Source organism: Aliiroseovarius sp. YM-037 (assembly GCF_048060095.1).
Taxonomy (GTDB): domain Bacteria; phylum Pseudomonadota; class Alphaproteobacteria; order Rhodobacterales; family Rhodobacteraceae; genus JBLUOA01.
This window is the reverse complement of record NZ_JBLUOA010000002.1, coordinates 145,843-170,827: the sequence shown is the minus strand read 5'-3', so window position 1 is coordinate 170,827 and position 24,985 is coordinate 145,843. Positions and strand designations below refer to the sequence as shown.

The window sequence follows — 24,985 nt, the reverse complement described above, 5'->3', positions numbered from 1 at the left end:
GCGATGTCGCCGGGCCAGATCGCGGGCGCATTGATTATCGCCATCGGGATGGTCGTGGCGGCCATCGCGTTTTCAGTGGTCGGCGCGCTGTTGCAGACCGCCGACGGCGGCACTGACCTTCGCCTGCAACGGCTGGAGGCTGAGGCCGTCGAATGGCAGGAAAAGGCCCGCGCTTTGGAAACAGAGCTTTCGCAGGTCCGGGCCGATATCGCCACGCTACGTGAGGATCTGTCACTGGTTGCGAACCGTGCCCCCACCGCCCAAAGCAATGTGCCGATTGCCACGCCGTCTGGGGATGTTCCCGTGGTCCTGTTTGACCACGGTGAGACCGAGGAACTGACCGAAGAAATGCAGCTGGCCAAGGCGCGTTTCAACACCGGCGTTTCACAGCCGAACAATCGTGTGATGCACGAAATCCTCGGCCCGCCGCGCAGCAGCTACGGCACCGATTGCCAGCCGGTCACGAACCCGAATTTGAAAGGGCTGCTTAAGACCGCACAAGTCGCGAATATCCGGGTGACGATGATCCAGCCCGCGATTGAGTCCCTCGAACGGATCATGGCGCGGTTGGAGGCGTCGGACCCCGATATTCACGCCAAGGTCGGCACCGCGGGCGCGTTATGTGCGCGGCTAATCCGGGGGTCATCGCGGTCCGTGTCGAACCATAGCTGGGGCACCGCGATTGACATCAAGCTGGAAGGCGTGCTCGACCGGTTCGCGGATGGTGGGACGCAGTTCGGACTGCTGATCCTTGCGGAATATTTCAACGACGAAGGCTGGTATTGGGGCGCGACTTATAACCGCGAGGATTCGATGCATTTCGAGGTCGGTGTCGAAACGCTGCGCCGCTGGCAGGCGGAGGGGCTGCTGACCCCGGGCGCGGAATGACGCAGCGCGCTCCGGGGCGGTTCGCCGGGCTGGCGCGCCCGCTGTTGCATTTCGCCGAAACACTGAAAAAGGCCCGCCGTCCGGACGAAAAGGCGCTATTGGCCGACGCGGCGGAGCTATTGGCGACCTTCGCGGAACGTGCAGTGCGGGACGGAGCGCTCTCCAGCACTATCCCCCCCGCCCGATACGCGCTGGCCGTCGTCATTGACCAGGCGGCGCGGCGGAATCGGCGGATTAATTTGAAAACGTGGTCTTCCGGCGCGCATCCGATGCTGTTTGACGGGCGAGAGATGAACGTCGCACGGCTTCGCGGATTTCGCGACACGGCAGAGTCCTCCGGCCCTGAATTCCGCGATCTGGCGCAGTTTCTAACGATGCTGCTGGAGCGTTTGGAAGCGGACAGCCCAACGCTGCGCCGAACGCGCAGCCGATGGCCGTTGTTTGCAGCACTGGCGGTCGTCGGGTTTTGTGCGGCGCTCGGCGGGTATGCCATCTTTCTCGACTATCGCTACCACGCGAAATTGTTGGCAAGTTTCGATACAGAGGCGGCGATCAGCCACGTGACGCCAGCGCTTCAACCCGCCGATCTTTCTGCGACGCTCGACCGGGTCGCAAGCAGCGCCGAACGTGCCATCCGCGCGGCGGAGAAATCACCGCTTCCCGGTGTTTCGGGCGTGCTGCGCTACGACGCGGGCGCACGAGCGGCGGCGGCCTATGGTGACGCTGCGGACCGGACCGTGCCCGCCGCCATCGCCCGCGCGGTGGACGACGCAATCGCGCAGGAAGGCGACGGGTTGCGGCTTTACGGCACCCTCAGGACATGGGCAATTCTGACCGGGCAATCGGGTTGGACGCCCAGTTTTCTGGCAGGCTGGCTTGAGGCGCGGGAGGAGAGCTTGCCCGAATTCGCAGGCCTTGCGCGGCATGTCTCAGCGCTTTCGGGGGCGCAGGCCAATCTGCAACAACCGGACCCGTTGCTGATGACCCAGGCGCTGGAATTTTCTGCTGAGGCCAGCGAACCGGAGCGCGCATTTCTGGAGCTGACCCGATCAGACGCCGTGCGTGCGCTTGGCCCGTGGCGGGGCGATCGCGTCGCGCCCGACCTCGACCAGATCTTCCAACGCCGCTCGGGCCAACCCCTGACCGCCCCGATTGCGGGCCTTTACACCACCGCAGGCTGGAACCACGCCCGCACAACCGGCGCGGGCCTCGCCGTGCAAAAAGCGCGGGAGGAAGCCGCGCGTCTGTTCCCCGAACCCCCCGCTCAGGTCAACAACGCGCCTGACCTTGTGCTCGAACAACTCCACCGCCAAACGGTTGCGGAGTGGAAGGCGCTGCTTGCCGATCTGCGCGTCCATCCGTTCACCGACAACGATACGGCGGTTCTGATATCAGGCCGTCTGTCGCAGCGTGATTCACCGCTTCCAGCGCTGCTGAAGGAGGTGTGGCAGCAGGTCGGCGGAGCCGACCGTCTTCGCAGCCACCCGCAGCAGATTTCGCTCGCGACAAGTTTCGGCCCAATGATCCAGTATGTCGAACAGGGCCAAATGCGCGACATCGCCAAGCTGTTCGGGGCGCTGAACGTTGCCCTGGGGGCGATGGATCAGCGGAACGACACCCGGATGCAGCAGTTGATGAACGTGCAAGAACGGGGGCAATCCGTCGCCGCCCTGCGCCAAGCACCGACGGTCGTCGTGCAGATCGTCGAGGATGTGTTGGCGCAATCCGCCGCCGTTCATGCGGATTCGATTTCCAACCCGCTGACCCGGCTGTGGCAACGGGGCATTTTCCCGGAATGCCGTGCGATCACCGAGGGGCAGTTTCCCTTTGTTGCTGGTGGCCCCGATAGCGATATCGCAGGTTTCACGGACCTGTTCGGCGCTGACGGTCGACTCCCCCGCTTTTTCCGCACGCAGCTAGAGCCGCTGATCGACCGCGAAGGCGAAGAATGGCGCTGGCGGCCCGAAGCGCGGTTCTCCGGCCTGTCGCCAGAATCCGCCGTGTTTTTCCAGCGCGCGATGGCGATATCGGAGGCGTATTTCGGCGGCTCGGACGCCTTAAGCCAACGGATGCGTGTCGCAACGCTCGCAGAACGTGGGCAGGCGTTTATGAACATCGGGGGCACCGAAGTCGCGCTTAGCGCCACGGCGGAGCCTGCCGATCTGATCTGGCCGGGGGCCGCGCCGCATCTGGGTATCTCGGTCTCACTCAGCGCGGGTGCGGACTCCGCGACCCTGGCCGAACCCGGCGCGTGGGGCATGATCCGGCTATTTGACGGTGTGCGTCTTCGCGCGCGAGATGGCGGGCGGCGCTTTCTGGTCGATCTGCGCGCCAGCGGCGGCCGGGTTTTCGTTGAGGTCGTCTTTGACGGACCCGCCAATCCGCTGTCGCGCCGCGCGCTCCTGCTTGGCTTTGTCTGCCCAGCGGCGCTTTAGCGCGGCGTTTGGAGAATCTGCGAGAGTGTGGAATACTTTACACAGGTAATCCGGGCGACAACATGGAAACGAAAGAGCGGATCGACGGCGTTGTCATCGGCGTCATGCTGGGGCTGGAAGACAGCCGCCCACTGGTTGTTTTCGCCGGCAATCCAAAGGATCACGCAATCGCCGCGCGCAGCCTCGTCCCGCTGGGCAGCGATGATGCCGGGGCCGAGGTCGCGCTGCTGTTCGAGGATGGCGACCTTGAACGCCCGCTGATTATCGGCCGCATCGTCGAACCCGAAACCAAGGACGACACCCCCCATGTCATCCGCGACGGCGAACGCGTGTCCGTCACCGGGCAGGAGCGCATCGAACTGCGCGTCGGAAAGGCGTCGATCATCATGGAGAAGGATGGCCACATCACCATCCGCGGCACCTACCTGGTCAGCCACGCCTCGGCCGCCAACCGCATCCGCGGCGGGTCGGTGAACCTGAACTGATGACGGTTCCGGTGCTGAAGGACATCGTTCGCCAGCACGCGGAACAGGCGGCGTTCCTCTGGACGATCTACGACCGCGCGCTGCTCTACCCCGACGAGAACGAGGAGATGGACGAAACCCGCATCGCCCGCGTGGTGGAACGGCTTGAGGCGCACCTCGACGGCCTGCGCGTGGCCGGTGCCGAGGGTCTGGAGATCGCCGAGGAGAGGTATGCGGAATATCCTGAAGCCGGGGAGCTGTTTGTTCTCAGGATGCTCCAGCCGGGGGCGGAGGGGTTGAAGGTGGTGGAGTTGGATCTGGAGAAGGTCAGGGGGTATTTGGGCGAAACCAGTCAGTAAACGTGGATTTTCTCAAGAACATTTCGATCCAGTTTGATAGTCGTTTCTACGCCATCACGAAGGATCGTGAAGGCGTCCAAACCACCGATTGCTATGGCACCATCTGTCTTTGCAATACAGTATCCGGGAATGGCCGAGACGCGCTCCAACTCGTCACGCACCACGCGAAACAGCCCGTCAGTGCCTGCTGTGACATACCAAACCCCTTCGATTTCGGTGCTTTCGTAGAAGTCGATATCCCTCGCGATTTCCTTTAACTCGCCGTCTTCGATCTCGAGAAGAATACCGCGACCGCTGACCAGCAATTTCGACATATCCGAATTGGTTTCAAGAGCAGTCAGAAAGCGATTAGTGCCGAGTTCGATTTTGGTCGCTTTCTTCAAATCTTGGATTTTTCCGAATAGTCCCTTCGCACCGCAAAAGTAGACTTCTGAACCAACTGCCTTGCAGTTCAGGATATCCCCCGTCAGCCCGGTTTGTATGGTGCTCGGCTTACCTTCCTTGGTCAGACGCGCCGCCTTTCCGTCTAGCCCGACCAACACAACGTCACCGGAATCAAGGATATCGAATGCCGTAATACACTTGATCGTGAAGTGATGCTCTTCATCCTCCGTCTCGCTTGTCATGTAGAGTGCGTCGTCCCATTGGGACGCATAGACTTTCTTGTCCCCGAGAATACGAAACCTTTTTATCCAGTTTTCAAATATAAAGTACGGAGAGATATCCCCAGTCTCAACATTGTAGGAGAAGATCCGCGACTCGGTATACTCTCCATCCTCGTGGTTTGTGAGTACATAAAGGTCACTTCCATTACGAAATTCCAACCCGATGCAAGCGTTTATCATGTTTTATCCAATATCGCCTTGGGAACTACACCGGGCACCCGGCATTTCTTTTTGTTCAACGCCGCAGGTCCGCAGCTTGCCGCCTCCTCGAAATATGCCTGGATCAAGGCTTCTAGACAATCATACGCATCCGACGGCTTGTCCACATCGCCGCTCGCAACCATCGCATCCATGGATTCTTCTTTGGCTTGACTGAACGGAATGGTTTTGGCTCCAGCCGCGCGGTTGGCCGCTGCCTGTCCTTTTTGCTTCGTTGTTTTCAGATCGTGCGCGGTGCCGTTACCAGTTTGTTTTTCGAGACACATCGCAGGAGCGTCTCCGCAGGTATACCCCGGTCTCTTGTCGCTCTTACCCCAACCTCGGCGGTAATGGTTCCGGGAACCAGGCACAACCTTCGGTAGTCCCGTTGATGCGGAGAGTCTTTTGATGCGCTTACCTGTAGTAAAGTAAGCATTTTGCATGATGTGGTCAGATTCTTCGGTCGCACTGTCGCATGGGCTGTTGCCGTGCTTGTGGACTTTCAGATCGACAAAAATGGTTTCACAATCGTCCCATACAGCCTGGACTTTTGCCATGTGAGGCCACGGGCACACGTTCCCCACCGGTGAGGCATGGTTGTTCGTCGTCACGTCCGACATGCGCACAACCGGCTCACCATCAAACTTCACATCGTTCGACCATGAGTTGAAGTAGGACTTGCCCATGTTCTTCGAGGTGACGACCCCCTTCTTCGCCGCGCACCCGGCCTCGTCACCTGACGTCTTCGACATATCCGACTTGTTCTTCAGGTTTACCGTCTTCCCCTTGATGAAGACCGTGCTTGTCCCTTTCTCGGTGTCCCCCGCCATCGCGAAATTCGGATAGGGCACCGGGACGCCTGGCGGTGTTGCGGGGTTCTCTGGCGGTGTCATGCAGACGTCGGGGAATGCAGCGATCGTCTTGGCGCTGACGGCTTTGCCGGAGATCTCCAGCCCGTTGGCAAACACGCCCCCCATCACGCCGCCCTTTCGTGGAAGACTGCCGCGCCGCAGGCGCCGTCGTCGCCCGATGCTTCGACAAGGAGCGGGGAGCCGCCAGAGTAGGTTTTCTCGGCGGCGGTCAGGGCCATGCCGATCATGGCGGGGACGACGGCGGCACCGATATTGCCGACGTTCTCACCCGGGCTCCACAGGTCCTGGAACTCGCTGCGGCCACGCTCAAGCCGGAGGGCGGCGAGCGCGGTTTGCCTGAAGAAATACTGCTCTCCGATCAGGTCGGAGATGCGGTAGTCGATGGTGGCGAGGTCGACGCCCGCTTCGTCCAGTGCGGTTCGATAGGCGGCGGTCATGCCGTCGCCGCGCAGGGGAAGGTGGGTGCCGTCTTCGCCCCGGCCGTTGTAGATCGACGCCTCTTCGCGGGACAGGCCGAGGCCGGTCAGGACCAGCGGGCCTTCGTCGCCGCGTTCGACCAGCACGGCGGCTGCGGCCTCTGACGGGATGAAGCCGTTGGCGTTGTCGGGGGTCAGCAGCCGTTGTTCGGCGAGGTAATGCGCGATGGTGAGCGTCGTCAGGTAGCTATCGACGCCAAGGATCAGAACGCGCTCGGCGTCACCGCGCGATAACATCCGCCGCGCCTGATCCAGCGCGACGAGGCCGGAGGGGCGACCATGGGCGATCACCCGGACATTGGTATGCTGCGGCAAGTCGAGGATTTTGAGGATAAGCTTGGCCAGTCCGTCGCCGTCCCCGGTCAGGTTGCCGGGACGGTCTGGTTCGGCGACGCAGAGGATCAGGGCGGCGTCGCCACGGGCTTCGGGCACTTTCCGGTAGATGTCGTGCAGCGCACCGGCGGCGAGGTGGGCAAGGCGTTTCACGCCGATCCAGTTTCGGGGCAGGGGCACGGGTGCGCCCACTTGCCAGTCGCCGCCGCTGCCCAGAAACCGGGTTTCCTGAAACCCGTCGAGCCGCCCGCGCATCGCCGCGCAAGACGATGCGGCGTCAAGCCCGACAGCCGTGACCATCCCCGCCGCCCGTATGCTGAGGGTGCCAGTCATGCGGACTCCTGCAATGCGGGTCGGCGGATGTAGGTCTTGCCGGTGGCTCGCGCCCGTTCCATCGCGCGGGTTGGGGCGCCGATCCATGCCTCGGTAAATTCGGTAATGATGCGAAGGATCGGCACGTCGATGCGCCAGACCATTGAAAAGACCCGCGCCTCGGTGTCGAAGGTCAGGGTATCGGGGCGGACAGTCTTTTCAAACACGATGTCGCGGCGACGAAAGACGGTGATTGGCAGATTGGTTTCGGGCAGGCGGAAGGCCTCGCGCCCATTGTGGCTCAGGTTGACGATCACGACCTCGGCCCCGGTGGCGGGCGGGTCGATCTGCTGATCTTCGGGGGCGGACTGGTAATAGCGTTCGTCGAAATCCGGCGGCAGGAACGGAAAGATATTGTCGATCCAGTTCTGATCGTAGGTGCCGCCGTATTTCAGCCGCTGCGGCCAGCCGCGCCCGATCGGACCGAATGCAGCCGGGCGATAGGTGCCATAGGGCGAGCGGACGTCTTCATCGGGCATCTGCGTATTGGGCAGCGGCAACCCCGGCAGCCGGTCCGGGTTACGCCCGTCGGACCAGCCCCTGCCGACCGGGTTCGGGCGATAGACATCGGGCTTGTCGTTGTCGGGGTCGAGCCGGTCTGGCCCGCCAAACGCGGTGTCGTAACTGAATGGTTGGCGGACGAATTGTTGCGGTCGGGTCGCGACCGCCTTTGGGCCGACATTGCGCCATTCCCGATGGCCCAGAACGTCGATGGTTTTTGACCAGCCGCCCACCTTCAGCCCGACACGCACCTTCTCTGCCGGTTTGCCGCCGGGTGCGTGGGCCGCCCCTTGCAGGATCACGTCGCAGCGGTGTTTGCGAAAGGCGAAATCGGTTTCCCAGAGGGTCGCGGAAAACCCCGGCTCCCCGGTGAATTCATCCGCCATGACAGGCGGGCGCTGTTCCTTGCAAGCGCGGGGGCGGTCTTGCGGGGTGTCAGGAAAATCGAACGTGCCCTTCACGACGAGCGACAGGAATTCACGGCCCGCCGGGTCCATCCCTTGGGTGAATTCGCTGACATATCGCGTCTGGTTGTAGATCTGCATAGGGCGTCCCGCACTCAAATCGACTTGAAAAATTCCCGCCTATTCAATCTTGTAGCTGAAACCGGCATCATCGCCGGTCACGGTCACTTTATTTACCTCTCGGCCCTCAAGCTGGCGGTTCAGGACTTGGCGGCTAAGTTCCGGCAACAGCGTGTTGGTCAGTATCGCGTCGATCATGCGGCCGCCGCTTTCGATCTCGGTGCAGCGGGCCTTGATCACGTCCATCGTGCCCTTGCCGATGACCATTTCCGCGCCGTGGCCTTCCTCCAGTCGCCGCGCGATAGAGCTTAGCTTGTGCCCGGCAATGGCTTCGATCATCGCGTCGGACAGCGGGTAGTAGGGGATCGTGACCAGCCGCCCCAGCAGCGCGGGCGGGAAAACCTGAAGAAGCGGCGCGCGCAGGCCGGCGGTCAGTTCATCCTGATCGGCGCGGGTCTTGCCATCTTCGGTCAGGGCCATTATCTCGTCCGATCCGACGTTGGAGGTCAGCAGGATCAGCGTGTTCTTGAAGTCTATGCGGCGGCCTTCGCTGTCATCCATCATGCCTTTGTCGAACACCTGGAAGAAAATCTCGTGCACGTCGGGGTGGGCCTTTTCGACCTCGTCCAGCAGAACGACGGAGTAGGGGCGGCGGCGCACGGCTTCGGTCAGGATGCCGCCCTTGCCGTATCCGACATAGCCGGGGGGTGCGCCTTTGAGGGTGGAGACCGTATGCGCCTCCTGAAACTCGCTCATGTTGATGGAGATGAGGTTCTGCTCACCGCCGTAAAGCGTTTCGGCGAGGGCCAGCGCGGTTTCGGTCTTGCCGACGCCGGAGGGGCCGCACAGCAGGAAGACGCCCGCAGGTTTTTCGGGCGCACCCAGCCCGGCGAAGGACGTCTGGATGCGGTTCGCGATCATCTCCATCGCGTGATCTTGGCCCACAACGCGTTCGCCAAGGATCGAGGCGAGCGTCAGGGCGCGTTCGGTTTGGCTGGCAAGCATTCGCCCAGCGGGGATGCCGGTCCAATCCTGCACGACCGACGCGACCGCGTTGCGATCAACCGAGGGCAAGATCAGGGGCGTTTCACCTTGTGCCGTCGCAAGCTCCGCCATGCGTTCCTGCAGTCGGGTGAGGGTCTTGGCGCGATCCTCAGGCGATAGCGGCTGGGGTTCGTTGGGGGCGTCGTCCTCTGCCGGAGCGTCCTCCGGCGGGGTTTCCCCGACATCGCCAGTGTCGTCCAGCGGTTGCCCCGCGTCGCGGAGTTGGGCGCGCAGGTCTAGGATATCTTCGACCAACTCTTTCTCTGCGTCCCAGCGAAGGCGGGCGGCGTCGAGGTCGGCGTTCGCTTCGGCCAATGCGGCGTCGATGCCTACCATCCGTTCGGTTGTGTCGATGCCGATGGCGGCCTCGCGTTCCGCGATGCCCTGTTCGATCTCAAGCGCGGCAAGGCGGCGCTCGGTATCCTCGACCTCGGCCGGGGTGGCGTGCTGGGACACGGCGACACGGGCGCACGCCGTGTCGAGCAGGCTGATCGCCTTGTCTGGCAATTGGCGCGAGGGGATGTAGCGATGCGACAGCGCGACGGACGCCTCAATCGCCTCATCCAGAATTTCGACCTTGTGATGCTTTTCAAGAACCCCCGCGACGCCCCGGCACATGCGGACGGCGCCCTCCTCGGACGGTTCTTCGATTTTCACGACCTGAAAGCGGCGGGTCAGGGCCGGGTCTTTTTCGATATGTTCCTTGTATTCGGCCCATGTGGTCGCGGCGACGGTGCGCAGCTCGCCCCGGGCAAGCGCGGGTTTCAGCAGGTTCGCGGCGTCGCCTGTTCCCGCGGCACCGCCCGCGCCGATCAGCGTATGCGCCTCATCAATGAACAGGATGATCGGCACGTCTGAGGATTGGACCTCTTCAATCACGGTTTTCAGGCGCTTTTCAAACTCGCCCTTCACCGATGCCCCCGCCTGCATCAACCCGACGTCAAGCATATGAAGTTCGACCGCCCGAAGCTGTGGCGGCACGTCGCCCTTGGCCAGCCGTTGGGCGAAGCCTTCGACGACGGCGGTTTTGCCGACGCCGGCCTCACCGGTCAGGATCGGGTTGTTTTGCCGCCGCCGCATCAGGATATCGACGATCTGGCGGATTTCCATGTCGCGGCCCACCACCGGGTCGATCTGTCCCGCTTTCGCACGCTCCGTCAGGTTGGTCGCGTATTGATCGAGCGCGGATTGCCCACCGGGTTTGGGTTTCGTCTTTGGTTCGGTATCAGCCGACCCTTCGAGAGACTCGACCAAAAGCTCATCAAGCTGGCCAAGCATCGAAGCGACATCAATCTTGTCAAACTCAAGACTGATCTTGAAGAACAGCGCCTCAAGCACCGAAGTTTGCAGCGCGCCAAGCAGGACATAGGCCGACCGCACAGCTTCATCGCCAAATTCGAGAGAGCCGAGATTCCATCCTTCCTGAATCCCGCGAAAGATGTGGTCTGAGAACTCCTCAACCGAACTCGCGCCATGCGGAAGGTCGTCGATCGCGCGAGTGATGTCCGCCTCAAGCCGATCCGCGTCCACATCGGCACATCGCAGCAAGATGTCGAAATCCGATCGTTCCGCACGGCTAAGCTCCGCGACGAAATGCACAAGTTCAACATACGGGTTGCCGCGCGTCTTGGCCGCTTGTGCGGCGGCGGAAAACGCCTTCAGGCAAAGGGGATTGAGTTTGCCTACCAGCTCTTTCCGCTTCACGGTTTCCTGTGATCCGCGTTGGGCCATTGCGGGCTCCTCTCGTTCACATGAATTGGGGGTGTGCGATGTTCCTTGTTGTAATGCTCCAAAAAACTTCCGTAAGGTAAGCCTAATCGGAATCCGCCGTTAACGCGACTTTTTTCGCGTCAGGGTTGGTTCGGCTTTGCGGAGTGCCGTGGATGATCGACGCCTTGCCATCCGACATTTTCACGCGCGGCCAGGTCCTCAACAACACCTATCATATCGAAGGGGTGCTGGGACGTGGCGGCACCGGGGAAGTCTATCGCGCGCGCAACGATATCACCGGGCGGGTGGTGGCGATCAAGGCGCTGAACGCCAGTTATTCGGGCAATGCCGACTACATCGAGTTGATGAAGCGCGAAGAGGAAATGCGCAACATCGTGAACGATGCGGTGGTGCGCTATTCCGACTGCACGCGAACGGATGAAGGCCACGTCGTTCTGGTCATGGACTATATCGACGGGGAGTCGCTGAACGATCTGATGCTGGCGCGACGGATGGATGTGCGCGAACTGTTGATCGTCGCGCATCGAGTGGTGCAGGGGCTGGCGACGACTCATGCGCACGGGATCGTGCACCGCGACCTGTCGCCTGACAACATGATCCTGCGAGATGGCGCCCCGGATAAGACGGTGATTATCGATTTTGGCATCGCCAAGGACACGGCGGCGGGCGCACGCACCATCGTCGGCAATGACTTCGCCGGAAAGTATGAATACGCCGCGCCAGAGCAGCTTGAGGGGCGGGCGGAGCCGCGATCCGACCTATACGGCCTCGGCGCGTCGCTGCTGGCCGCGTGGCGCGGAGAGGTGCCGTTTGGCGGTGCCACCCCGGGTGAGATCATCCGCCGAAAGCAGGCCGCGCTGGATACCGAAGGCGTGCCGGAGCCGTTGAAAGAACTGATCGATTGGCTGACCGCGCCAGAGCTTACGGCGCGTCCACGTGACGCGAAGGCTGTGCAATCGTGGTTGGATGAACGTTTGAACCGACCGGAACGGGACAAACGACCCGCAAAGCAGAAAACCCGTCGCAAGACCCGCTGGCTGGTGCCGCTGGTTCTGCTGCTGATGGTCGGCGGAGGGGGTGCCTATTTCAGCGGAGCGCTTGATCGGTTCTTCGTTCCGCCGCTCGAGGTCGCCAGCCCCTACAGGCTAGTCGCGGCGCATGATCCCGAAGGCGTGTCGCGGCTGGAGTTCAACGCGCCCGACACGGACACCGCTGCGCGGTTGCGGGCTTCGTTTGCCGACGTGACCGGCGTTCAACCGCCTGAAGATGCTGCGAAATTGGCGGATGGGCTGCCCGATCCGGCATGGCCGACGCGGCTTTCCGAGATGTTCGCGCAGCTTCGCCCTCTGTTGCGGTGGGAAGCGGAGGCGAGCGACATGCGCCTTGCCATCAGCGGCGTCGCGCCGGATGCACCCTCGCGGGACCAGATCGCTACCACGCTGTCCGATTGGGCGGCGGAGGCCGGTTTTCAGGCGACGGTCGACCTTGCCGCCGGGCCGCTGCGCCTGTCTGCGTCCGACATTCAACCCGACCTTGACGGCGCGGCCAGTTGCGGGCCGCTTGAAACCGCAGACGGCCCCGCCGCCGTTTACGGCCTGACCGACACCATCACGATCACCGGCAACATCGCCGAGCCGAGCGATACCGACGGAATCGAGGCCGTCCTGAAACCGTTGATCGGCGACCGCACCTTGCGACTGGAAACCACCGTGATGAACGACCACATCTGCGCCATCCGCGATGCGGTGTCGGCGCGGCCATCCACCAACGTCTCAATCTGGCTTGGTAAGGGCGAAACCGGAGAGGCGAACCTGTCCGGCGTCTATACCATTGGCGAAAATCCCCTTGCCGAAATTCAGGTGCCCGTCGGGATTGAGGACGCATCGCTTTGGGTTTTGATCGTCGATACGGATGGCGAAGTTTATCACATTCTGCCCAACCTCAACCAAACGAGCCACAATGTCGGCGCACTTGGCGAGGTGCGCGGCGGCATTCGCCAGATCCGGGTTTTGCACTCGGTCGAGGAGTTCATTGCCGACAACACGCTCCGCGCATTTCGGATCACGGATGGTGACTTTGGAAAAAGCGAAATCGTTGCGATCCTGACCCGCGACAGCCTGTTCAATACGCGCCGCCCTGCGGTCGAAAGTGCAGGCTCCGTCGCGGCGGCCCTGAGCGACGTTATGAATGATCCCGAAACCGAGGTGCTTGGCGTCGCGACTCGCATCATTGATGCACAGCCCTAAGTGCAGCGAAAAATTGGACGAATCGTAAAAAGTGTGAAACAGTCCTTAACGTTACGTAAGGTCTAGTGGGGACAAAAAAGTGTCCGAGGAATTGGAAATATTCCTCGTCCCGGCCGACAATTCAAACCCCTCCGGGGTCGAACTACGAAACGATGCGCGCTTTCACGCGTTAGAACGGCAATTAGAGCCCGCGGCAATAGCGAACCGCTCGGGCGCGGACAGTGCAGACCCGGATGCGGCAGCAATCGTTGATTGGGAAGAGGTCATTGAGAAATCTCGGGACCTGGCTAAGGATGGCCAGGACCTGCGTCTTCTCGTTATCGTCGTTAGGGCGCTTTACAACCTTGACGGGTTCGGGGGTCTGGCCGCCGGGCTGGGGATGCTTTCGGGCGTAATCGACGAATTTTGGGACACCGTGCATCCCGGACTTCGAGAGCGGGATAACCCACGCGATGCGGCGGTGCGCCGGATCAACGCGGTTCTACAACTACAGAACGACGAAAACGGCCTGCTGGGTGATCTTCAGATCAACCCGGTCTTTACCATTCGCGGGCTGGGACCGGTGACGGGCCGCGATTTGGCACGGGGCTTGCTGAATGCCGATCAGGTTTTGCGCGAAAGCGCGTCGGGCTTGGGTCAGGAGGAACAGGCGAAGATCGCAGAGGCGCAAGACGCGCTGCGCAGCCGTGTCGGTGCCGCCTGCCGGGCCTATACCGCCGAACAGGAAGCCGAGATGGCGGCGTTGAAAGAGGCCGTCGCGCAGTCCGTCACCGCGCTCGCCACGCTGGAAGGCACGATGAGCGGCAAAATCGGCGGCGACGGCGCAGGCGTGAGCCTTGGGGAGCTGAGCCGCTTCCTTGAACGCGTGGCTGCCACGCTGAACGCGACGGCGGACGCCCCCGCGAAAGATGCGGCCAAGACGCAAAAAACGGAAGGTGGCGATATGACGGACGACACCCCCACGACTCCCGCCAAAGCGGCTGAGCCTGCGGCGATCAACGGCACGCCCGCCCCGGTCGGCGCGATTGCCAGCCGCGACGACGTGATGCGTCACCTCGACTTGATTATCGAATTCTACGAACGCACCGAACCATCCAGCCCAATCCCGCACCTTGCCAAGCGTATCCGGCGCATGGTGCCGATGGATTTCATGGAGCTGATGGAAGAAATCGCCCCAAGCGGAATGAAAGAGTTCAACAGCGCCGCAGGCGTTGCCGCCGAAAAAACAAAATAGGACCAGCAAGAGAGGGATAATTGATGGCTGAAAGCAAGCAGAAGGTGATCGAGCGGAACCGCGCCCCAAGGGTGCAAATCGCCTATGATGTCGAACATTACGGCAGTCCGACCACGATCGAGCTTCCGTTCGTGATGGGCGTCATGGCCGATCTTGCCGGCGCATCCGAGACGCGTGAGGCGCAGAAACCGGTCGGCGAACGCAACTTCGTCGAAACCGATGCTGGTCGTTTCCCGAAATTCATGGAGGCGCTGTCCCCCCGCGTGAAGGCGCGCGTGGGTAACAAGCTGCCCGGCAAGGAGGGCGACGATGCCGACGAAGAGATGTTCGTCGATTTGTCTTTCCAGAACATGGGCGATTTCGCCCCCGACAAGATAGCGATGCAGGTTCCGGCGCTGGCTGAATTGCTGCGGATGCGCGGTCAGCTTGAAGAACTGCTGAGCTACATGGACGGCAAGGTGGATGCGGAAAAACGCATCGCCCAGCTTTTGTCGAACGAACCGCTGCTGGCACAGGCCGCTGAGGCCGCCGCCGAAGCGTCTTCTGAAGGGGAGGGCTGATCATGGCGAAAGAAGAAGCAAAAGAAGCCGCAGGCGCCGAAGCTGAAGCCCTCGATTTAGGGGAATTCAGCGAACTGCTGGAAAAGGATTTCCGCGTCAAGGAATCCGAAAGCGACAAGTTGCAAGGGCTGGTCCAGAACCTCGCGCTTGCCGCGAAGGAAAAGGCGGGAACCGCCGCGATTTCCGGCAATGCCGTGAAGTCGATCAAATCGCTGATCGCAGGCATCGACAGTATGCTGAGCGATCAGATGAACGAGATCATGCACGCGCCCGAGGTCCGCGCGATGGAGGGGACGTGGCGCGGGTTGCACTACCTCGTCAACAACACCGAGACTGACAAGCGGCTGAAAATCCGGGTTCTCAATATCACGAAAGATGAACTCGCCGATCAGCTTGAGGATTTTGAAGGCCAGATGTGGGATCAGTCCCCGGCGTTCAAGAAGGTCTACACGGATGAGTATTCGATGTTCGGGGGCGAGCCGTTCGGCGCGCTGGTCGGGGCGTATGAATTCTCGCACCATCCGCGTGATGTCAGCCTGCTGAAGAACCTCTCGGGCATCTGTGCCTCGGCCCACGCGCCGTTCATTGCGGCGGCGGCCCCGCAGTTATTCCGCATGGAAAGCTGGCAGGAACTGCCCAACCCGCAAGACCTTGAGCAGATCGTATCGTCACCCGATTACGCCTCTTGGCAAAGCCTGCGCGAAAGCGAGGACGCGCGGTATATCGGCCTGACCATGCCGCGTGTGTTGGCGCGTTTGCCCTACGGCAAGGATACGACACCGGTCAAAGGGTTTGACTTTGAGGAGGTCGTCGCAGGCGATCACGAGAAATACACTTGGATGAACGCGGCCTTCGCGATGGGTGTGAACATCAACCGCAGCCACAAGCTGTTCGGGTGGGGCACGCAAATCCGCGGCGTCGAATCCGGCGGCACGGTGATGAACCTGCCTGTGCACACCTTCCCGACCGATGACGGGACCGTGGCGATGAAATGCCCGACCGAAATCGCCATCGACGACCGGCGCGAGGCGGAGCTTGCGAAGCTTGGCATGATGCCGATCCTGCACAGGAAGAACACGGATGTCGCGGCGTTTATCGGCGCCCATTCGTTGCAGGATGACGAAGCGCGCGCGGGCCGTTTGGTTGACCCGGACGCGCAGGCGAATGAACGGCTATCGGCAAACCTGCCCTATCTGCTGCCGGTCTGCCGCTTTGCCCACTACCTGAAGGCCATCGCGCGCGACAAGGTGGGCACGTTCAAGGAACGCTCGGACATGCAGGTTTGGCTGTCGGAGTGGATCAACCGCTACGTGCTGGCGAACCCGGCAATGGCGGATGACAAGGCCAAGGCCAAGCGTCCGCTGGCGATGGCCGAGGTCGAGGTCGACAGCGTCGAGGGGCGCCCCGGCTACTACAACGCCCGCTTCTATCTGCGGCCGCACTACCAGCTTGAAGGGATTAACGCGAGCCTGAGGCTGGTTTCCGAGCTTCCATCGGTGAAAAGCAGCTGAGGAGGCCAAGCCAATTTAATTCGACATTAAAGGAGTGTTAGAATGGGTGTGAATGGATTGCTAGAACTGACCGATATTCCGGGTGAGTCCAAAAAGGCTGACTTTGAAGAGCAAATCGATGTGCACGGCGCCTACTGGACGGTTGACCAGAAAAGTGGCGCTGTGATCGGCAGCGGATTGACCCAGGCCCGCGCCGAAATCGGGAATTTCCACTTTCGAAAATGGTACGATTCATCCTCGCCACATATTGCGAAGAAATGCCTGACTGGCGGGACGGTAGACGAGGCTGTGTTCACCGCGCTCAAGGACTCCGGCGATAAACGGCTACCATATCTCATCATCACGATGACCAATTGCCTGATCTCGCGCTACTCCTACAGCAATGATGGCGAGGATAAGGACGAGCAGATGCTTCTCGAAGACATCGCGATCGCCTGCGAGAAGATCAACATCAAATACACCGTTCAAGAACCGGACGGCTCCGGCGGCAAAGAGTCCGAACAGGAATACGACGTCGTTGCGGGCGGCTGATTCGCGATGACGCTGCGCCCACCGCCGCAACTCCGGAGAGCACCGAGTGCCTGAAATACAAGACCTGCAATCCCGGCGAGAGGCGGTTCAGCCAAGCCTTTGGGACCGCCTCGTCGATGATTTGGCGGGCCTGACGGCGGAAAGCGACTATTTGCTGGCAGAGCTGGGCAAAGACCTTGGCGAAGACCGGCTGGCCAAGGTTCTGGCCGGCGGCCCCCGTGCGATTGAGCAGGAGGAGGGGCTGAAGGACGACACAAGAAAAGAGCTTCACCATCTCAGCGCGCAGCTTGACCGGGCGCGGGCGATTCAGGCGAGCGGTATCGTCGTCACCGCCGACGTGCTGCGCGAAGCGGTGCGCCGCGACATCGAGATGCTGTTCAACATCGAACGGCTAGAGGCGGACTTTATGATGACGGATCACGAAAGCGTCACCCACACGACACCAGAGGAAATGCTGGCAAGCTTTCCGCATGTCCGCCGCAGCGTGGTGAATTTCGGCGTGCCGTCCTTCGCCGGCAAAACCGGCAGCGATTTTGACCGCGACCGACTGGCCCGAGAGCTGCGCGACATCCTTGCGATTTATGAGCCGCGGCTGAAGCGGGAATCGATCAAGGTGAAAGTTGAGATGGACAAGAAAACCGGGATGCGGATCGCCCTTGACGCGGTTCTGATGCTGTCCCCCGTGCCAGAACGCCTACGACTGGCGACGTCCATCGACCTCGACAACGGGCAGGCGGTGACAGAGATCGAGGACGACTGATGGATCGGGCGTTCCTGTCATATTACGAGGAAGAGCTCGCCCATATTCGAGAACTGGCAGAGGAATTCGCGGCGTTGAATCCGACTGTGGCGCGGAACCTGTCGCTTGATTCAACGCCTTGCCCCGACCCCTATGTCGAGCGGCTGCTTGAAGGGGTCGCCTACCTCGCCGCGCGGACCCGCGCCAAGGTCGATTCCGAAAGCATCCGCTATGCCCGCGATCTGCTCGACGCGCTTTACCCCGATCTGACCGGCCCCGGCCCCGCCGTGACGATGGCGCAACTTGCGCCCGGTCCACAGGTCGAAACGATGCTGGACGGGCATGTTGTGGGGAAGGGCACGCGGTTGATTTCGGGCCTGACGGACGGGCTATCGACCCGCGCCACCTTTAGCATCGCGCAGGACGTCGGCCTGTGGCCCGTGAAGTTGACGAATGTCGAATACCTGCAAGGCGCGGGCCAGTTGAAATCAGCAGGGCTGGCCGATGACGATATTCGCGACGCAGCGGCAGCGTTACGTTTTACGCTTGAGGCGCAACAAAGCGCGGTGCTGAGTGAGCTATCGCTTGATCGGCTTGATATCTTTCTGGGCGGCAAGGCGCTTGGTGGGGCTTTGTTCGACGCGCTGATTGGGCGGTCCTGCGACGCCTTCGTGCGCCCGGCGGATGGCAAGCCCGCGCCGCCATTCCGCAGCATTGGCCGCCCGCAAATGGTCGGCATCGACGGCAGCGAGGCACTGCTGCCCCGCGCCCGCGCCGCCTTTGAAGGCTACCGGCTGCTGCGCGAATATTTCATGATGCCGGAACGGTTCCACTACGCCCGGCTGACCGGCCTCAACCCCGCGGTCCGGGCCTGCGGTGAAGGTGCGCTTGAGTGCATCATAACCCTGCGCAATGACCAACCGGAACTGACGAGTGTCTCCGACCCCGACCTGAAGTTGTTCGTCACGCCGCTGATCAATCTGTTCGAGAAAGAGTGTAACTTCGTCGAACTCGATCCCCGCCGCACCCGACACGCGGTTCACGCCGACCGGACGAGGCCGAGGGATTTTGAAATCTACCGTCTGATCCGTGTCGAAGACGCTGACACCGTCGGGCAAGAAGCACGTGTTCAGCCGATCTATTCGCCCGAACAGAACCGGGGCAGCGGCTATGTCTACGCGACATCGCGCCGTCCGCGTCGGGCCGGAGAGGACGAGGTGCGCCGCGGCCAGACGCGCACCAGCTACGTCGGCGATGATTTCTTTGTGACGGTGTCGCGGATGCCTGATGCCTCGGACGCGCGGGCGTTAAAGCGGCTCGACATCCGGGCGCTTTGCACCAATCGTGATATTCCCGTGCTTGAGGACACGCCGACACTAACGCTGGAGACAGGCGATCCAGTTGGCGGTGTCGCGCTGCTATCGGCCTTCCGCCGTCCGCGCCCGTCGCTCTCTGCCGCTGCCCCCGTGCAGGTCGGCGGAGAAGCGTACATGGACGACCTCGCATGGCGGCTGATTGCCCAGCTTAGCCTGAATTTTCTGTCGCTGGCGGAGGAGGGTAAAGACGCCGAACCACTGCGCGCCGTGCTGGACCTTTATGCGGATCGCGGCGACCCGACGCTTGGCCGTCATGTCCGTGCGATCACCGGCATCCGGTCAAACAACGTGGTGGAACGGCTCAACATCGCCGGGCCGATCTGTTTTGGGCATGGCGTCGAGATTGGGCTTGAGGTTGATGAATCGATCTTTGTGGGCGGCAGCACCTTGCTATTGCCTGCCCTTCTTGCGCGACTGTTCGCGCGGCACGCCGCCATCAACTCCTTCGTTCACACGCGAGTGCGCCTCGCCCAGAAACAGGAGGAGGTGGTATGGCCCATGACACCGGGCAATCGCGCCCTGATTTAGAGCTGCTGCGCGACCGCGCCACGCAGACAGAGTTCTTTGAACTGCTGCGCCAGCTTGAATCTGGCGATCAGCGCTTTGGCCGCAGCGGCGGGCCGGACCGTGAACCGGCGCGGCTGGGGCAGGGCGCGCGGCTGAGTTTTGCGACCGGCGATGTCGAGGCGTTGCGGATCGAAACGGAAACCGGGAAGGTGCGGCTCGACGTGCATGCGCTGGGGCTGCTCGGCCCCGAAGGCCCGATGCCGCTGCATGTCACCCGTTGGGTCATCAACCGTCTGTCGAACCGCTGGTTCCGTGGCGATGCCGAGGGGGCGACGTCGGACCGCGCGTTCCTCAACTTCTGCAACCTGCTTCAGCACCGGTTGATCGCGCTTTACTGGCGATCTTGGGCCGATGCGCGGATGGAGATTCAGCATGAACACGGCACCGGCGGACGCGTCGGCGCGATGTTCCGCGCGCTGGCCGGGATTGCGTTGCCGGGGGTGCCCGAAGGCGCCGCGACCCGCGACCACAAGCTGAGGCATGGCACGTCGTTGATTTCGGAAACCCACGGGGTTGAGCGATTGACTGGCTACATGTCAGACGTTGCCGGGGCCGCCGTGTCCGTCCGCGAATTCATCGCCCATTGGCTTGAGATTCCGCGCAACCTACAAACCCGGCTGGGCGGGCAGTATGCGCAACTCGGCCAGTCGGCCACGATCGGCAGCCGCGTCTTTTCGCGGCAGGACCGGGCTGAGATCCGGGTCGGCCCCGTCCCGCTGTCCCGGTTCCTGGAATTCGTGACCGATGGACGCGCGCTGAACCAGCTGCGCGATGCCGTTCTGTTCGCCGTGGGCCTGCAAACGGAGTACGATCTACGGCTGGTGCTGAAGGCCGGTGAAGTCCCGGAGGCGCGATTGGGCCACGGGCAACTTGGTCGCACGCTGTGGTTGTCCCCGGATCAATCGAAAGACGCAGACGACCTTTGTTTCACTCGGCTGAACACACGGCCCCTGACGGATCAGATGGGGGTTGCAACGGCATGACGGTCAACCTCGTCCTCGAATTTTCACCGACCAAGCAGGCGCGAAACAGCTATCGCTTCGAGGGCGGAGAGCTGACGATTGGCCGGGGCGACGACGCGGGCTGGCAGATCGACGACCCGGACAAATACGTGTCGCGGCGGCATTGCGTCATCAGCGGTCAGGACGGTGTTTACGAGGTGGTCGACGCGAGCTCTGGCGGGTTGTTCGTGGATGGGGGAAGCACGCCACTTGGCCCCGGAAACGGCACGGCTCTGGAACACGGAATGCGGCTACGGCTGGGTGATTTCGTGATGCGGGTTGAGTTGCTTGATGCCACGCCAGCGCCCGCGCCAGAGGCGACGCCGAAGACCGCCGTTGCCGCGAAAAAATCACCCGTTGGTTTTGAGGATGACGGGTTCTTTTCGGTGAAATCCGAGGAGGTGAAGCGGCCCGAGCGTCCGGACACTCTGCCCGACCCGTTCGAAGGGCCGAAATTGAAGAAAGACGCTTCGTTTGATTTTAGCGAGGAGGAAGCGGCCCCGCCGCCGCTGTTTGACGACCCATTCACGCTCGACCCCGCGCCATCGCGCCCGACGCCGGAGCCGGCTACGAAACCCACGCCCGAACCCGAACGGACGCCGCCGCCTACCGCCGCCCCGTCCGACGCGATCGATGCGTTCCTGCGTGGTCTGCGCGTGTCGCCGGACATGGCCGACCATCTGAACTCACCCGAGGCGATGGAGGCGATGGGAAAACGCTTTCGCCTGCTGGTCGATGGCGTGATGCTAATGCTACGCACACGCGCACAGGAAAAGCAGAACGTGCGTGTGGCCCAGACCGTGATCGGGGCGCAAGACGTCAATCCGTTGAAATCGCTCGTCACCACCGATGACGCCGTCGCCGCGCTGATCAAGGCACGCGGGCAGGGGTATCTTGACCCCGACCGCGCGATTGAGGCGGCGTTTTCCGATCTGGCCGACCACCAGATACGAACGTGGACCGCGCTGCAAGTATCGCTCAGGCGGATGATCGACCGGTTTGACCCGGCTGAAATCGAACGCGCGATGGAAGATGACGGGCTGCTGGAATCGCTGCTGTCGGGCGGGCGCAGCGCGAAGCTGTGGAAGCTCTACCAAGACCGCTACGCCGAAATTGCAGAGGCGGCAGAGAACCGATTTCTCGGCGAAGTCGGCAGTGAATTTCGTGACGCATATGAACAAAAAGGGAGACGATGATATGCTAGACCGCAGAACAGTGATGATGTCGGGCGGCGCAATGCTAGCCCTTGGAGGGTGTCTTGGGCCATCTGGACCGGGGGCCGTTACGATCAGCGCGACCGGGTCTGCCGGGATGAACACCGGCCCGGACGGGAGCGACAGACCCCTGACGCTGACCATCGTGCAGCTGCGCGGGGCAGGGTCATTCGACAACGCCGATTTCTTTGCGTTGCAAGATCCAGCCAGCGCGCTTGGCGGCGATCTGGTCAAGTCCGACCAACTGGTCTTATCCGCCGGACAATCCGCGCAAAAGATCGTCGGTGTTGAAGAAGGAACCGCGTTTATCGGCGTGATTGCCGGGTTCCGCCAGCCGGGCGGCAAGGTGTTCCGCGCCAAGGTCCCGGCCCCGGCCAGTGGCGATGCCGGGATTGTTGTGACCGTCGGCGGCGGCGGCATTTCCTTGCAGTCCGCATAGAGGTTGAACAGCAGAATGGTAGGGAAAAACAAGGTTGTATGGTCCGAGGGGCTGTTTCTGCGGACCCAACATTTCCAGCAGCAGGACCGCTATACTGAGGCCCTGATGCGGGGCGCAATGCAGGCTGCGCCGCTTCAGAACTTCGGGTTTCGCAGTCTGGAGCTTGACCCTTCGGCGCTTGAGGCGGGGCGCGTTGCCATCGCTTCGGCCGACGGTATCTTTCCCGACGGCACGCCATTCTCTATCCCCGGCGAAATGGATGCGCCCGAGGCCGCTCCGGTCACCTCAAAGACCGAGGCCGGGCTTGTCGCCATCGCTATTCCGATGGACACCGCCGGGGCCGCGTCGATTGACCCGGCCCACGCGGCGTCGGGTGGTGGGCGCTATCGCGGCAGTATCGTCAACGTGCCCGACGCGGTGCGGGGGGGTGCCGACCCGGAAGACGTTGAGGTTGCGCGCCTTGCCGCGACTTTGCTGCTACCGGGCGAAGAACACGCAGGCCACGCGGTTCTGCCCGTGGCGCGGATCGACGGGCTGCGGGCCGACGGGTCTGTGGCGCTTGACGACGGCTTCCTGCCGCCAGCTTTGGTGACGGCAGCGGTGCCGTGGTATGCCAATCTTTCCAAGGAAATCGTGACCGGCCTTGACCGCATTTCCGAGGCGCACGGCGAAATCGTGCGTGGCGGGGCGGGGCGGTCGGTCGAAAACCTGCTGATCCTCGAACTTGCAAATTCGGCGCGGCCACGGATCGCGCATATGCTGTCGACCGACCTGTTTCACCCGGCTGAATATTTCCGCGAATTGGCGGGCCTTGCCGGGCGGATGGCGACCTATGGATCAAACGACCGGGGCCTGAGCGAATTTCCGGCCTACGACCACAGCGACCCGCAACCGGCGTTTTCGGCGCTGGCCGATACGCTTCGGTCGCTGATCCTGTCGCTGCGCCATGTAGAGCCGAAATCCCGCGCGATGCCGGTCGCGAAGCACAGCAAAAACATTTGGAAGGTGCGGCTTGATAATCCCGAACTGCTGAAATCGGCGCGGATCGTCCTGCGGGTCGGGTCCGAGATGTCCGAAGACATGATGCGCAAGATTTTCGTCGATCAGGCGACGGTCGGCGCGGCAGACGAGTTTGAAAAGCTCTGGAAATCCCGCCTGCCGGGCATCGCGCTGCGCCCGCTTCATTCGCAGCCGCGCGAAATCCCCTATGACGGCGACCGCCTATGTCTTGAGCTTGACCGGAAATCGGAACACTGGCCGTCGCTGATGGACGCGCCGGGGTTTGTCATCGGTGTGTCGGGCGAACTGGCGCACGAACCCGAAATCGATTGCTATGCGGTGAGCAGGTAGCCATGACCGAAGATGATCCATTCGGCCTATCCAATGACGCGGGGCGCACCGTTATCCGCCCCTCGAAAAGCCAGCGGAAGGCGGGCGGCCAGAACTACGCTCGCGCGGGGGTGGATGGCGGAACGGGGCGGGTCCGGCAGGTGCGGACCAACGACAACCCGCTGATCGCGGCGTTTGCTGCATTGATGAGCTTTGCACCCGAACTGGAGCGCGCGGAAGCGCCCGAAAATTCCGATACGCTGCGGGCCGGATTGCTCGATAACCTGATCCACGCGCGGGACAGCGCCGTGGGACAGGGCGTGCCCCTGGCGCGCGCCGATCAGGCGGCGTGGTTCGTCGCGGCGCTGCTGGATGACATAGCAATTAACACCCCTTGGGGCGGACATAGCGACTGGCCGGGGCATCCGCTGGTGGTGTCGCTTTATGGCGATGTAGACGCTGGCGAACGCTTCTTTGACCGCATCGAAGACCTGTTACGTTTCCCTGAACGCGACCCCGAGATGTTGGAACACGCCTATGTTTGCCTGTCCCTAGGTTTTCGTGGCAAACACCGGATTGCGGGGGCGTCAGGCGAAGGTGCACTCGCGCAGCTGCGAGGCTCTATCGCCCGCGTTCTGCGCCACCCGGACGAGGATAAAGCCCCCCTCGCCCCCAACTGGCAGGGCGTCGAGGCGAGCGATGAGCCCTCGCGCTTTGCCCTCCCGCTTTGGACGATTTGGCTGGGCGCGGCCGCGCTGATTATCGCGCTTTACGTTGGCCTTGGCACGCAGCTTTCGAACAAGGGCGAACAGCTTTACACGCTGGTTGATTTCCTGCCCCCCGATGAACGGGCAGAGGTCTTTCGCCCGGTGCGCGATTCCGAGCCCGCCCCGGTGATTGAAATCAATCCGGTCGTGCTGGAACTACTGCCCCTCTTCGCCGCGGCGGCCCCGCCGGAAACCGTCGGAGCACTGACCGGGCGAGAGGACGTATCGTTTGCCATCATAGTGATGCAGGCGACGGACCCCGAAGTTTTCCGCTCTGCCAAGGCAGAGATGAACAGCGAATACCAGTCGCTGCTGGCTTCAGTCGCCGGGGTTATCAAGGAAAACATCGACGTGATCGGCGGGATCAAAGTGATCGGCCACACCGACAGCATCCCGGTCCAGCGGTCGAACCCTTTCGCGTCGAACCAGGGACTGTCCGAGGCGCGGGCCGAGACGATTGCCGGATTGCTCGTGTCGCTTGGCATTCCTGCCGACCTCATCACCTCCGAAGGCCGCGCCGCGACCCGGCCCATCGCCGATAACGGCACGCGCGAAGGCCGTGCCCGCAATCGGCGCGTCGAAATCGTGCTGGAAAAGAGGATCTGAGCC

Annotated in this window: 21 protein-coding genes; 16 read left to right on the top strand and 5 right to left on the bottom strand. The window is 62.2% G+C overall.

Translation table 11 applies throughout. The annotated features are described in order from the left end of the window. Positions 1–3: 3 nt before the first annotated feature. The 4 genes from ACEWPJ_RS11385 to ACEWPJ_RS11370 all read left to right on the top strand — a co-directional run bounded on the left by ACEWPJ_RS11385 (position 4) and on the right by ACEWPJ_RS11370 (position 4,146). Complete coding sequence (locus ACEWPJ_RS11385; protein ID WP_416513189.1) at positions 4–888, top strand: M15 family metallopeptidase; 885 nt, start codon at positions 4–6, stop codon at positions 886–888. Then, positions 885–3,323, top strand: coding sequence for an ImcF-related family protein (locus ACEWPJ_RS11380; RefSeq protein ID WP_416513188.1), 2,439 nt, complete (start codon positions 885–887; stop codon positions 3,321–3,323). Before ACEWPJ_RS11385 ends, ACEWPJ_RS11380 begins: the two co-directional genes overlap by 4 nt. 62 nt (positions 3,324–3,385) lie before the next feature. Continuing rightward, complete coding sequence (locus ACEWPJ_RS11375; protein WP_416513187.1) at positions 3,386–3,808, top strand: DUF6484 domain-containing protein; 423 nt, start codon at positions 3,386–3,388, stop codon at positions 3,806–3,808. A gap of 11 nt (positions 3,809–3,819) precedes the next feature. Further along, positions 3,820–4,146 carry a hypothetical protein gene (locus tag ACEWPJ_RS11370; RefSeq protein ID WP_416513186.1) on the top strand — a complete coding sequence of 109 codons (327 nt, stop codon included), beginning with the start codon at positions 3,820–3,822 and terminating at the stop codon, positions 4,144–4,146. Here the strand turns inward: ACEWPJ_RS11370 and ACEWPJ_RS11365 are convergent. Genes ACEWPJ_RS11365 through tssH form a run of 5 tightly spaced genes read right to left on the bottom strand, consistent with a single transcriptional unit; the run spans position 4,140 to position 10,862 of the window. Beyond that, positions 4,140–4,970: a hypothetical protein gene (locus ACEWPJ_RS11365; protein ID WP_416513185.1), complete on the bottom strand. Its 831-nt coding sequence runs from the start codon at positions 4,968–4,970 to the stop codon at positions 4,140–4,142. The genes ACEWPJ_RS11370 and ACEWPJ_RS11365 overlap by 7 nt on opposite strands. A 17-nt stretch (positions 4,971–4,987) precedes the next feature. Then, the gene (locus ACEWPJ_RS11360; RefSeq protein WP_416513184.1) at positions 4,988–5,986 is read right to left on the bottom strand and encodes a DUF4150 domain-containing protein; all 999 of its coding nucleotides are present in this window, start codon (positions 5,984–5,986) and stop codon (positions 4,988–4,990) included. Beyond that, positions 5,986–7,023 carry a beta-ketoacyl synthase N-terminal-like domain-containing protein gene (locus tag ACEWPJ_RS11355; protein ID WP_416513183.1) on the bottom strand — a complete coding sequence of 346 codons (1,038 nt, stop codon included), beginning with the start codon at positions 7,021–7,023 and terminating at the stop codon, positions 5,986–5,988. Before ACEWPJ_RS11355 ends, ACEWPJ_RS11360 begins: the two co-directional genes overlap by 1 nt. Beyond that, positions 7,020–8,108, bottom strand: a complete 1,089-nt coding sequence (locus tag ACEWPJ_RS11350; RefSeq protein ID WP_416513182.1) for a DUF2169 family type VI secretion system accessory protein — start codon at positions 8,106–8,108, stop codon at positions 7,020–7,022. Before ACEWPJ_RS11350 ends, ACEWPJ_RS11355 begins: the two co-directional genes overlap by 4 nt. A gap of 39 nt (positions 8,109–8,147) precedes the next feature. After that, positions 8,148–10,862 (bottom strand): type VI secretion system ATPase TssH, encoded by a 2,715-nt coding sequence (tssH, locus tag ACEWPJ_RS11345; RefSeq protein ID WP_416513181.1) that lies wholly within the window; start codon positions 10,860–10,862, stop codon positions 8,148–8,150. Between the two features lie 152 nt (positions 10,863–11,014). On the opposite strand from tssH, the gene ACEWPJ_RS11340 reads away from it, so the two are divergent. The 12 genes from ACEWPJ_RS11340 (at position 11,015) to icmH (ending at position 24,982) form a co-directional block, all read left to right on the top strand. Further along, positions 11,015–13,108: a protein kinase domain-containing protein gene (locus ACEWPJ_RS11340; RefSeq protein ID WP_416513180.1), complete on the top strand. Its 2,094-nt coding sequence runs from the start codon at positions 11,015–11,017 to the stop codon at positions 13,106–13,108. A gap of 79 nt (positions 13,109–13,187) precedes the next feature. Beyond that, entirely contained in the window at positions 13,188–14,342 is a 1,155-nt protein-coding gene (gene tssA, locus ACEWPJ_RS11335) for a type VI secretion system protein TssA (protein ID WP_416513179.1), read from the top strand. Between the two features lie 23 nt (positions 14,343–14,365). Beyond that, complete coding sequence (gene tssB, locus ACEWPJ_RS11330; protein ID WP_416513178.1) at positions 14,366–14,902, top strand: type VI secretion system contractile sheath small subunit; 537 nt, start codon at positions 14,366–14,368, stop codon at positions 14,900–14,902. Positions 14,903–14,904: 2 nt separating this feature from the next. Next, positions 14,905–16,413 carry a type VI secretion system contractile sheath large subunit gene (tssC, locus tag ACEWPJ_RS11325; RefSeq protein ID WP_416513177.1) on the top strand — a complete coding sequence of 503 codons (1,509 nt, stop codon included), beginning with the start codon at positions 14,905–14,907 and terminating at the stop codon, positions 16,411–16,413. A 42-nt stretch (positions 16,414–16,455) separates the two neighbouring features. Further along, complete coding sequence (locus ACEWPJ_RS11320) at positions 16,456–16,944, top strand: Hcp family type VI secretion system effector (RefSeq protein ID WP_416513176.1); 489 nt, start codon at positions 16,456–16,458, stop codon at positions 16,942–16,944. 46 nt (positions 16,945–16,990) lie between these two features. Continuing rightward, complete coding sequence (locus ACEWPJ_RS11315; RefSeq protein WP_416513175.1) at positions 16,991–17,704, top strand: type VI secretion system baseplate subunit TssE; 714 nt, start codon at positions 16,991–16,993, stop codon at positions 17,702–17,704. After that, positions 17,704–19,587, top strand: coding sequence for a type VI secretion system baseplate subunit TssF (tssF, locus tag ACEWPJ_RS11310; protein WP_416513174.1), 1,884 nt, complete (start codon positions 17,704–17,706; stop codon positions 19,585–19,587). The genes ACEWPJ_RS11315 and tssF overlap by 1 nt, the downstream gene beginning before the upstream one ends. Continuing rightward, entirely contained in the window at positions 19,551–20,609 is a 1,059-nt protein-coding gene (gene tssG, locus ACEWPJ_RS11305; protein WP_416513173.1) for a type VI secretion system baseplate subunit TssG, read from the top strand. The genes tssF and tssG overlap by 37 nt, the downstream gene beginning before the upstream one ends. Continuing rightward, a complete protein-coding gene (gene tagH / locus ACEWPJ_RS11300; protein WP_416513172.1) occupies positions 20,606–21,823 on the top strand; it encodes a type VI secretion system-associated FHA domain protein TagH in 1,218 nt (405 codons plus the stop codon). The genes tssG and tagH overlap by 4 nt, the downstream gene beginning before the upstream one ends. Before the next feature lies 1 nt (position 21,824). After that, positions 21,825–22,280 (top strand): type VI secretion system lipoprotein TssJ, encoded by a 456-nt coding sequence (gene tssJ, locus ACEWPJ_RS11295; protein WP_416513171.1) that lies wholly within the window; start codon positions 21,825–21,827, stop codon positions 22,278–22,280. A 15-nt stretch (positions 22,281–22,295) separates the two neighbouring features. After that, positions 22,296–23,630, top strand: coding sequence for a type VI secretion system baseplate subunit TssK (tssK, locus tag ACEWPJ_RS11290; protein WP_416513170.1), 1,335 nt, complete (start codon positions 22,296–22,298; stop codon positions 23,628–23,630). Between the two features lie 2 nt (positions 23,631–23,632). Next, positions 23,633–24,982, top strand: a complete 1,350-nt coding sequence (gene icmH / locus ACEWPJ_RS11285) for a type IVB secretion system protein IcmH/DotU (protein ID WP_416513169.1) — start codon at positions 23,633–23,635, stop codon at positions 24,980–24,982. Positions 24,983–24,985: the final 3 nt, after the last annotated feature.